The sequence below is a fragment of the Flavobacterium defluvii genome, from assembly GCF_900129555.1.
In the GTDB taxonomy this organism is placed as follows: domain Bacteria; phylum Bacteroidota; class Bacteroidia; order Flavobacteriales; family Flavobacteriaceae; genus Flavobacterium; species Flavobacterium defluvii.
On sequence record NZ_FQWC01000015.1, the window covers coordinates 21,922 to 32,460 of the forward strand.

The window sequence follows — 10,539 nt, forward strand, 5'->3', positions numbered from 1 at the left end:
AATCTATTCGTAAAAACAGTAATCTATTCGTAAAAACAGAAAAACCTTTAAAGTTTGAGATTTAAAGGTTTTTGTTTTTTGAAAATTTCTTTCGAAATCTCATCAAGCGGATAAAGTTGGTTTTTAGGAAAACACTTTTAGTATGCTAAATCCGCACACAATGAATTGATGTATCATTAAAATAATTAAATTTACTGACTCTAGTATTATAAGTAATGGAAGAACACAGACACGTAACGATATATGATATTGCCGAGAAGCTTAATCTTGCGACATCGACAATTTCAAGGGCTTTGAAGGATCATCATACTATTAGTGATAAGACCATTAAAAAGGTAAAACAAACAGCTAAAGAGATGGGATTTGTTCCCAATACGCTGGCGGCAGGGTTGCGTGGCAATACATCAAAAACAATTGGTATTTTAATTCCAACCATAACACAGCCTTTTTTGTCTTCTTTGATCAGTGGGATCGAAATTACGGCTCAAAAATCTGAATATTCAGTTATTATTATGCAGTCGCATGATTCATACGAAATGGAAGTGAATCTCGCTAAATCCTTATATAGTAACAGAGTAAGTGGAGTGATTTGTTCCCTTGCTATGGAGACAAAGGATACTTCTCATTTCAAACAATTTTCTAATAACAACATTCCTCTTGTGTTTGTAGACAGGGTTCCCAGAGATTATGATACGTTTCGTGTAGTTATAAATAATTACCTGGCGGGATACAAAGCAACAAAACATCTTATTGAACAAGGTTGTAAAAGAATTGCACATTTAACTGCCGGGTCAGAATTAGGAACACTTTATAATGAGCGAAAAAGAGGATATATAGATGCTTTGTTAGAACACGAACTCCCGATCGATGAGAAGCTGATTATAAAACTAAAGGAAATGAATTATGAAGATGGGGTAAAGGCTTGTAATCAATTATTTGATTTAAAGGTGCGTCCTGATGGTCTTTTTACGCCCGGAGATATTTTGGCTGTAAGTGCGGTACAGACAGCAAAAAAAAGAGGAATTAAAATACCCGAAGAGTTTGCGGTAATAGGTTTTAACGACGATCCAATCTCTAAGATTATTGAACCCAACATCTCTACTATAACACATCCGGCTGAAAAAATGGGAAAAGCGGCAGCGGAACTTATTATTAAAAATTTAAAATCGGTTAAGGAAGAAGATGCTAAAGAAATTACATTTTTAAATACACAAGTCCTTGTGCGTGAATCTTCTAAGAGAATATAATACTCTTTTCTAAAATATATCACAAACCTGTTAATTTTAATATTGACAGGTTTTTTTTAATGTCAAATTGCTTAAATATTTTAATCAGAATTAAAAAAAATTACTTTTTATTTTTTTATTCTCTTATTTTTGTATTTTAGCACAACCGATTGCAATTCCTATATTTTTTTTATAAATATATTTTTTTAGCATTTTTTTTGCTAAATAATAGGATTTTGAATAAAATTTTTGATTTGTACTTTTAAATTAAATTGATTGAAAAAACAATATGGCACATTTTAAAAATAATTTTCTCCTATCTGTCTTCTTGTTTTTTACAATTTGCTGGTCTTCATCAGCTCAAAAAGACTATAAATTATGGCTTCAATACAATAAGGTTACTGACGCCCGTTTACAAACAGAATTCCTTGCAGCTATTAAAGAAATTGTTTCTCTGGGAAAATCAGAGACTGCAAAAATTGCCATTACAGAATTGCAATCAGGTTTGAAAGAAATGTTAGGCAAAAAAATTGAAAACAAGTCAGTTATTACAGGAGATCATGGCATTATTGTAGGGACACAGGAATTTTTAACTTCCGAAATTCAAAAAGAGATTGGAAATTTCGATCAAATAAATGACGAAGGTTTTATTATTAAATCGATTTCTGTAAAAAATAAAAAAAAGATTATCATTACAGGAAAAAAAGATATTGGTGTTTTATATGGTGTTTACAGTTTTCTGAGATTAATGCAAACCAATACATCGATTCAGGATCTAAATATTGTTGATGCTCCAAAAACAAATATCAGAATCTTAAATCACTGGGATAATTTAGACCGAACTGTAGAGCGTGGTTATGCAGGATTTTCGTTATGGAATTGGCAAAAGCTGCCTGATTTTATCGATCAGCGCTATATTGATTATGCCCGCGCAAATGCATCAATAGGAATTAACGGGACGGTTTTAACCAACGTAAATGCAAATGCTTTAATTCTGACACCGCAATATTTAGAAAAAGTTGAAGCTTTGGCAAATGTTTTCAGACCGTACGGAATCAAAGTTTATTTAACGGCCCGATTCTCGGCACCAATCGAAATAGGAGGTTTAACAACAGCCGATCCCAAAGATACGGAAGTTATCAAGTGGTGGAAAAACAAAGCCAAAGAAATTTACAAACGAGTTCCGGATTTTGGAGGATTTCTGGTAAAAGCAAATTCAGAAGGTCAGCCTGGTCCGCAAAATTATGGCAGAGATCACGTAGATGGTGCCAATATGCTGGCCGATGCTGTAGCACCTTTTGGAGGTGTAATTATGTGGCGTGCTTTTGTATATTCCGAGCATGATGCAAACGATCGTGCCAAGCAGGCTTACGCCGAATTTGTGCCTTATGACGGAAAATTTAAAGAGAATGTAATTGTTCAGGTTAAAAACGGGGCGATAGATTTTCAGCCTCGTGAACCTTTTCACCCCATGTTTGGCGCAATGCCAAAAACACCTTTGATGATGGAATTTCAAATCACTCAGGAATATTTGGGTTTTAGCACGCATATTGTTTTTCTGCCGAAATTATTTCAGGAAGTTTTAGAATCAGATACGTATCAAAAAGGAAAAGGTACCACGGTTGCCAAAATTATTGACGGATCTCTCAACAAAACAAAACTAACCGGAATTGCAGGAGTTTCTAATATTGGAAATGATTTAAACTGGACGGGACATCCTTTTGCGCAGGCAAATTGGTATGGCTTTGGCAGACTTGCGTGGAATCCGTATCTAGACTCAGAAACCATTGCCGAAGAATGGCTTCGATGCACATTTTCAAACGATGAAAATTTCATAAAACCTATTAAACAAATGATGATGGATTCGCGCGAAGCCGTTGTCAATTATATGACACCGCTTGGTTTGCACCATATTATGGATACGGGACATCATTATGGTCCTGGGCCCTGGGTTTCTAATTTGTCGCGACCAGAATGGAATCCTGTATATTATCATAAAGCAGATAAAAACGGCATTGGTTTTGACCGATCAAAAACAGGTACAAATGCAACTGCGCAATACGCCCCCGAACTAGAAAAAATGTTCGATAATCTCGAAACCTGTCCGGAGAAAGACTTATTATGGTTTCATCACGTTTCCTGGGTTTATAAATTGAAGAACGGACAAACACTTTGGAATGGTTTGGCTTTAAAATATCAGGAAGGAGTAAATCAGGTTGCAGCAATGCAAAACATCTGGAATAAAACGCAGAAATTTATTGATTATGAACGTTTTAAAGAAGTTCAGATGTTATTAGAAATTCAGCATAAAGAAGCAAAATGGTGGCGGGATGCATGTTTGCTGTATTTTCAACAATACTCAGAAATGGAATTGCCTTTAGGCGTTGAAAAATCAACACAGTCATTGGACTATTTTAAATCATTAAAATTTCCTTTTGCACCGGGAAATTAATATTCTAATTTAAAAAATATGAGCACAAAAACGGCAATTGTAACCGGAGGAAATTCGGGTTTGGGATTTGCAACAGCAAAAAAAATGTGCGATAACGGCATTAAAACCTATATAATTGGAAGATCAAAAGAAAAAACAGAAAATGCCTGCAAGGAAATTGGACCAAATGCAATTCCAGTTTTATATGACCTAAATGATATAGCAGGAATTGGCGAAATGATTGAAAATATTGCCCAAGAAAACCCAATTGATATTTTGGTAAATAATGCAGGAATCAATCTGAAAAAAGAATTCACAGACGTTACCGATGAAGATTTTCTGTCTGTAATTCATACTAATCTTTTAAGCGTTTTTGCTGTGAGTAAAGCCGTTGTAAAAAATATGAAAGACAATAAGGGCGGAAGTATCATTAACATTAGTTCGATGGCATCACAATATGGGATTCCAAAAGTAATTGCTTATTCAGCAAGTAAAGGCGCGATCGAATCGATGACCAGGGCTATGGCGGTAGAATTGGCACCGTTTGGAATTCGCGTCAATTGCATTGCTCCGGGATTTATTAAAACAAAAATGTCTTCTGCAGCACTTGATAATGATCCGGAAAGAAAAAATAAAGTACTCGGACGAACGCCAATGGGCTTTTTAGGAGAACCATCAGATATTGCAGATGCTGTTTATTATTTTGCCCTGAGCGAATCAAAATATACAACCGGAACTATTTTACCCGTTGATGGAGGAAATAGTATTGGTTTTTAAAACCTATAAGTTAATATAGGTTTTGGTGAGCATTAGCTTTAACAATGTTTGCTGAGTCTTTAAAATATTCGGTAGAATGAAATAATTAGATGTTATGATAAAAATGCAGCAAACGATGCGTTGGTTCGGACCTCAGGACAACGTAAGTTTATTAGATATAAAACAAGCCGGAGCAAAAGGAATTGTTACAGCTCTGCATCAAATTCCTGTTGGTGAAATATGGACAGTTGAAAAGATTGAGGAAAGACAGCAAGTTATAAGAAATTCAGGTTTAGAATGGACAGTCGTTGAAAGTTTGCCTGTACATGAAGAAATTAAACGCGCTGCCGGAAATTATTTAAAATACATCGAAAACTATAAAATAAGTATAAAAAACCTGGCAGACTGCGGTATTAAAATAATCACTTATAATTTTATGCCTATTTTAGACTGGGTTCGAACCGATCATAATTTTAGTAATGAGGATGGCAGCAAAGCACTTTTATACAACCAGGATGCATTTACTTATTTTGATATTTTCCTGCTAAAAAGACCAAATGCTGAAAACGATTACTCTGATAAGGAAAAAGAAAAAGCGTTACAATTTGGAAATAAACTTTCTGAAAACGGGAAAGAATTACTTTTTAAGAATGTTTTACTGGGATTACCGGGAAGTACAATCAATTTTACCGCAGAACAAATTCTTTCTTTTTTAGATAATTATGCCCATATCAATAATGAAAAACTAAGAGAAAACCTTATTTATTTTTTATCAGAAGTTGCACCCGTGGCTGCTGCATATGATGCTAAGCTGGCTATACATCCTGATGATCCGCCGTTTTCTGTTTTAGGCCTGCCTAGAATTGTTTCTACTGAAGAAGATATTAAAACCATATTGCTTGCAGTTCCTTTTAATTCAAATGGATTGTGTTTTTGTACCGGTTCTTTGGGTGCCGATCCGAAAAATAATCTGGAAAAAATTATCGATGATTGCGGAGACCGAATTCATTTTTTACACCTTCGAAATACATTCCGCGAAAATGAAACTATTTTTAGGGAATCAGAACATTTGATTGGTGATACCAAAATGGAAAGGATTGTCGAGAAAATCCTGCTGCTAATGAACGACAGAAAAATAAGTTTGCCAATGCGTCCGGATCATGGCTTTTTGCATGATACTGATAAAGAAAAAGAAACCTATCCGGGTTATTCCCTGACCGGAAGATTAAAAGGTCTTGCTGAATTAAGAGGGTTGGAAATGGGTATCGCTTACAAACTCAAAGAATTGGCGTAAATGATTTTCTACGAAACAAATATACTAACTATTAACTTAAACCAACAAACATGAGATTACTTAACCACTCTCTACTGCTTTTGTCTGCCTTTATTTTCAGCAGTTGTAGTACCCAAAAAGAAAAAGACCCTGTTTCTTTAAAAAATAGCTATAAAAATGATTTTTATATTGGAACTGCTCTGAGTACAGATCAGATTGAAGAAAAAAACAGCCGGGAAGATTCATTAATCAAAAAGGAGTTTAATGCTATAACAGCTGAAAATATTATGAAATCGATGTTTATACATCCTTTTAAAGATAAATATGATTTTGTGCTTACCGATAAATTTATAGCGTACGGTAAAAAAAACAAGATGTTTATTCATGGTCATACTTTGATCTGGCACAGTCAGCTGGCACCATGGATTCAAAAAATTAAAGACAGCACAGAAATGAAAGCTTTTATGAAAGATCATATTACGACGATTGTTTCTAAATACAAAGGCCAGATAGATTCGTGGGATGTGGTGAATGAAGCTTTAAACGAAGACGGAACTTTAAGAAAATCAATTTTTCTGGACAAACTAGGCGAACAATATCTTATAGATGCTTTTAAACTGGCTGCCGCTGCAGACCCAAAGGTAGATTTATATTACAACGATTATAATAATGAAGAACCAGCTAAAAGAGCAGGAAATATCACTTTAATCAAGAAAATAAAAGCAGGTGGAGGTAAAATTGACGGCGTTGGGATTCAGGCACACTGGAAATTAGATTATCCGTCATTAGAAGAAATCGAAAAAAGTATTTTAGAATATTCGTCCCTTGGTATTAAGGTTGCTTTTACAGAACTTGATATTTCGGTTTTGCCAAATCCAAAAGATTTTAGCGGTGCAGATGTAAACCAAAATTTTGCTGATGATCCTAAAATGAATCCCTATCCTGAAAAGCTCCCGGACTCTGTACAGAATAAACTGGCAGAACGTTACGCTTCTATTTTTAAATTATTTTTAAAGCATAAAGACAAAATCAGCAGGGTTACATTTTGGGGTGTTTATGATGGACAGTCCTGGTTAAACGACTGGCCTATAAAAGGCAGGACAAATTACCCATTGTTATTTGATAAAAACTTAAATGCTAAAAATGCTTATAACCGTGTAATTCAATTAAAAGAAGTAAAATAATAAAAATTTGATGTAAATAAACTTTTTTTTATGAAGTACACAACCGAATGTGTTTTTTGTTTTATATAATGAAATAATTAAATTAAGACTTGTGAGTTCTCTTTTTTTATATAATTTTACACAACCGATTGTTTGAACGGTTTTCCGTTTCTAAAAGATAACATTATGTGATGAACAATACGTTGATTGCTGGTATATGATTTTCTTTCTGAAATATAAAAAAAGAAACCTGCAGGATCAGCTAACCAAAAATAACCACACCAAGAATGAATTACATTTCACAAAAATTATCCATTAAAGAGAAAATAGGATATAGTTTAGGCGACTTAGCGGCAAATCTTGTTTTCCAGACATTAATGACTTACCTCGCTTATTTTTATACAGATATCTATGGATTATCTCCAGGAGATTCTTCTATAATTATGCTGGTAGTAGGTTTGATTGCTGCTTTTGTATTCAATCCAATTATTGGTGTTTTGGCAGATAGAACCCGCACAAAATGGGGAAAATTCAGACCGTGGATTTTGATCACCGCAATCCCCCTTGGGACCATCGCTTTACTGGCTTTTACAACACCAAATTTCTCTTATCACGGAAAAGTAATTTATGCTGTTGTCACATATACCTTATTATTGCTTTTTTACGCCGGTAATAATTTACCCTATTCGGCTTTAAGTGGAGTTATAACGGGTGATATGGGCGAGAGAAACAGTATGTCATCGTACCGTTTTGTGGCCGTAATGTTTGCACAGTTTTTTGTTCAGGTTTTTATGCTTGGCATTATTAAAAGTGCCGGAAATGGTGATAAAGCCGTTGGTATTGAAAAAGTAATGACTGTTTTAGCAATCATTGGTACAATCATGTTGTTAATAACATCTTTAACTACAAAAGAGCGTGTTATTCCAAAACCGGAACAAAAATCAAGCATTAAGGAAGATTTAAGCGATTTGATGAAAAACAAACCGTGGATCATTATGTTAAGTCTTACTACATTGGTATTTATTACTCTGGCAATGAAAGGCGGGTCTTATGTATATTATTTTGAAAATTATGTAGACAAAGATCAGCTTACGGTTTTTACCCGCCCGATTTTAGAAGTTTTATCAGCTTTGAAACTGAATTATTTTGGAAGTGATCCTGTTTCTGCTGGTTTTGGTTTGTTTAATGCAGGTGGAATTATTTTTATGATTGTTGGGATTACCTTGTCTAAAAGTCTGGCTGATAAATACGGAAAACGCAATATTTTCGGATTGTTTTTATTCATTTCGGCATTATTTATTATCGCATTTTATTTCTTTCCGTCAACCGCAATCGGTTTTATGTTTTTCTCTCAAATTTTACATGGTTTTTTCTACGGAATAACGATTCCTCTTTTATGGGCAATGATTGCAGATGTAGCCGATTATTCAGAATGGTTGAATAACCGTCGTGCAACGGCTATTATTTTCTCAGCCATGATGGTGGGTTTAAAAGCGGGACTGAGTATTGGCGGAGCATTAACCACTTCATTTTTAGGTTATTTTGATTATGTGCCCAACGCTTCAAGTCAAACCGATCTTGCGATAAACGGAATCAAATTATTGGTAAGCATTTTTCCGGCAATACCCTTTTTAATTGGCGTTTCATTATTATTTTTCTATAAAATCGATAAAAAAATGGAAGTACAGATAGAGACAGATTTAAAAGAAAGAAGAACTTAATTATTTTATAAAATACAATACAACTATGCCTGAAGATAGTACTGAACAAATTAATTTCGAGCAAATTAATAAAAAAGCCATTTCTCAGCCTTTGGTTTCTCATATTTATACGGCAGATCCATCGGCACATGTTTTTAATGGTAAAATTTATATTTATCCGTCGCATGATATTGATGCAGGAATACCGTTTAACGATAACGGTGATCATTTTGGAATGGAGGATTATCATGTTTTTTCAATGGAAAACATTAATGCTAAAACTATTGATAACGGGGTTGCACTTCATGTTGATGATGTGGCCTGGGCCGAGAAACAAATGTGGGCACCAGATGCAGCGTGTAAAAATGGAAAATTCTATTTGTATTTTCCCGCAAAACGTGCTAACGGAATTTTCCAGATTGGCGTTGCGGTAAGTGATTCTCCAATTGGACCATTTTTGCCTGAACCGGAAGCGATTAAGGGAAGTTATAGTATTGATCCAGCTGTTTTTGAAGATACTGATGGAAAACATTATATTTATTTTGGAGGCATTTGGGGCGGCCAGCTCCAAAAATACAGAAACAATAAGTTTGATGCAAATCATGAAGAACCTCTGGCAGATGAACCTGCTTTAGGACCAATTGTAGCGCTGCTTAGAGACGATATGCTGGAGTTTGCAGAAGAACCAAGAGAGATTAAAATTCTGGATGAAAAAGGAAAAGTTTTAGTAGCCGGAGATAACGATCGTCGCTTTTTTGAAGCTTCGTGGGTACATAAATATAACGATAAATATTATTTTTCGTATTCAACTGGTGATACGCATTTTATTTGTTATGCAATTGGAGATAATCCTTATGGGCCATTTACGTATCAGGGTAGAATTTTAAATCCCGTAGTAGGATGGACGTCGCACCATTCTATTTGCAAAGTCGAAGATGAATGGTATTTGTTTTATCATGATTCGAGTTTGTCAAAAGGCATAACGCATCTGCGAAGTATGAAAGTTACCAAAATTGATTATCTGGAAGATGGTTCAATTATTACAATAGATCCTTACGGTGTCGGAAGATCAGGAGATTAAGTGAAAGAAAGTAATATGTTTAAATTTTATTTTCTATGAAAAGAGGTGGTGAAAAAAATAGAAAAATCGCAAAACAATATATTACAAACAAAATAGAAATTGATTGTGTAATATTCAATTTTGAAAGCAATAGTCTTAATGTTTTATTGGAGAAACACCTAGACAATGAAGGAATTATATCATGGAAATTGGCTAGTGATTATATCAAAAAAGGCGAAACAATATTAAGTACTGCCCTTAATATTTTAAAAAATTATATTATCGACGATCAATTTTTCTTAGAGCAGTTAAAAGCATTTAGTTACCAGTCTTCTGCATCGTTGCAGGAAGAGATTTCGATTGCTTATTATGCTTTAGTTAAAAGAGATAACATCGATAATATGTTTAACCCTGATATTAAATGGGTAGGTATTAATGAAATTGTCGGTTTAAACGACAAACATAAAATTATTCTGGATTTTAGTTTAAAAGAATTACGTCGAAATATTTGCAAAAGTGCCATAGGTTTTAATTTATTGCCTGAAAAATTTACTTTATTACAGGTTATCAATTTGTATGAAGAAATCCTCGGAATCGAAATAAACAAACCAAATTTTAGAAGAAAGCTTTTGCAAACCGGAATCGTATATGGTTCAAACGAAAAACAAGAAGATGTATCGCACAGAGCCGCAAGATTTTACAGCTTGAATATTCAGCAGAATGAAGTTTTATCTCAAAAGGAAATCAAATTTAATTTTTAAATAATTGATTATGATTGTGATAGCTTCGTAAAAGCAGTAGTTACAATAATATTTTACAAAGTGTTATGTGCCTGCAAAATTAATAATAAGAGAATCATTATAATATGTATTATATCGGATATGATATTGGAAGTTCATCTGTCAAGGCAGCCTTGGTAGAAGCTGAAAC

Annotated in this window: 8 protein-coding genes; all 8 read left to right on the forward strand. The window is 34.1% G+C overall.

Going from position 1 to position 10,539, the window contains the following annotated elements:
• The first annotated feature begins 215 nt into the window (after window positions 1-215).
• The 8 genes from BUC29_RS20930 (at window position 216) to BUC29_RS20965 (ending at window position 10,370) form a co-directional block, all read left to right on the forward strand.
• Window positions 216-1,247 carry a LacI family DNA-binding transcriptional regulator gene (locus BUC29_RS20930; RefSeq protein WP_073418521.1) on the forward strand — a complete coding sequence of 344 codons (1,032 nt, stop codon included), beginning with the start codon at window positions 216-218 and terminating at the stop codon, window positions 1,245-1,247.
• A gap of 268 nt (window positions 1,248-1,515) precedes the next feature.
• Window positions 1,516-3,678: an alpha-glucuronidase family glycosyl hydrolase gene (locus tag BUC29_RS20935; RefSeq protein ID WP_073418523.1), complete on the forward strand. Its 2,163-nt coding sequence runs from the start codon at window positions 1,516-1,518 to the stop codon at window positions 3,676-3,678.
• Between the two features lie 18 nt (window positions 3,679-3,696).
• Window positions 3,697-4,434 (forward strand): SDR family NAD(P)-dependent oxidoreductase, encoded by a 738-nt coding sequence (locus tag BUC29_RS20940; protein WP_073418525.1) that lies wholly within the window; start codon window positions 3,697-3,699, stop codon window positions 4,432-4,434.
• A 103-nt stretch (window positions 4,435-4,537) separates the two neighbouring features.
• Window positions 4,538-5,707: a mannonate dehydratase gene (gene uxuA, locus BUC29_RS20945; protein WP_139260594.1), complete on the forward strand. Its 1,170-nt coding sequence runs from the start codon at window positions 4,538-4,540 to the stop codon at window positions 5,705-5,707.
• 50 nt (window positions 5,708-5,757) lie between these two features.
• Window positions 5,758-6,870, forward strand: a complete 1,113-nt coding sequence (locus BUC29_RS20950; protein ID WP_073418529.1) for an endo-1,4-beta-xylanase — start codon at window positions 5,758-5,760, stop codon at window positions 6,868-6,870.
• A gap of 266 nt (window positions 6,871-7,136) precedes the next feature.
• Window positions 7,137-8,570: an MFS transporter gene (locus tag BUC29_RS20955; protein ID WP_073418531.1), complete on the forward strand. Its 1,434-nt coding sequence runs from the start codon at window positions 7,137-7,139 to the stop codon at window positions 8,568-8,570.
• 25 nt (window positions 8,571-8,595) lie between these two features.
• A complete protein-coding gene (locus BUC29_RS20960) occupies window positions 8,596-9,630 on the forward strand; it encodes a glycoside hydrolase family 43 protein (RefSeq protein ID WP_073418532.1) in 1,035 nt (344 codons plus the stop codon).
• Window positions 9,631-9,665: 35 nt separating this feature from the next.
• Entirely contained in the window at window positions 9,666-10,370 is a 705-nt protein-coding gene (locus BUC29_RS20965; RefSeq protein ID WP_073418533.1) for an NUDIX hydrolase, read from the forward strand.
• Window positions 10,371-10,539 lie beyond the last annotated feature (169 nt).

What these genes read in the sequence shown, in the direction of transcription:
- BUC29_RS20940 (WP_073418525.1), top strand. Translation starts at nt 3,697, where the DNA reads ATGAGCACAAAAACGGCAATTGTAACCGGAGGAAATTCGGGTTTGGGA.
- BUC29_RS20950 (WP_073418529.1), top strand. Translation starts at nt 5,758, where the DNA reads ATGAGATTACTTAACCACTCTCTACTGCTTTTGTCTGCCTTTATTTTC.
- BUC29_RS20955 (WP_073418531.1), top strand. Translation starts at nt 7,137, where the DNA reads ATGAATTACATTTCACAAAAATTATCCATTAAAGAGAAAATAGGATAT.
- BUC29_RS20930 (WP_073418521.1), top strand. Translation starts at nt 216, where the DNA reads ATGGAAGAACACAGACACGTAACGATATATGATATTGCCGAGAAGCTT.
- uxuA (WP_139260594.1), top strand. Translation starts at nt 4,538, where the DNA reads ATGCAGCAAACGATGCGTTGGTTCGGACCTCAGGACAACGTAAGTTTA.
- BUC29_RS20960 (WP_073418532.1), top strand. Translation starts at nt 8,596, where the DNA reads ATGCCTGAAGATAGTACTGAACAAATTAATTTCGAGCAAATTAATAAA.
- BUC29_RS20965 (WP_073418533.1), top strand. Translation starts at nt 9,666, where the DNA reads ATGAAAAGAGGTGGTGAAAAAAATAGAAAAATCGCAAAACAATATATT.
- BUC29_RS20935 (WP_073418523.1), top strand. Translation starts at nt 1,516, where the DNA reads ATGGCACATTTTAAAAATAATTTTCTCCTATCTGTCTTCTTGTTTTTT.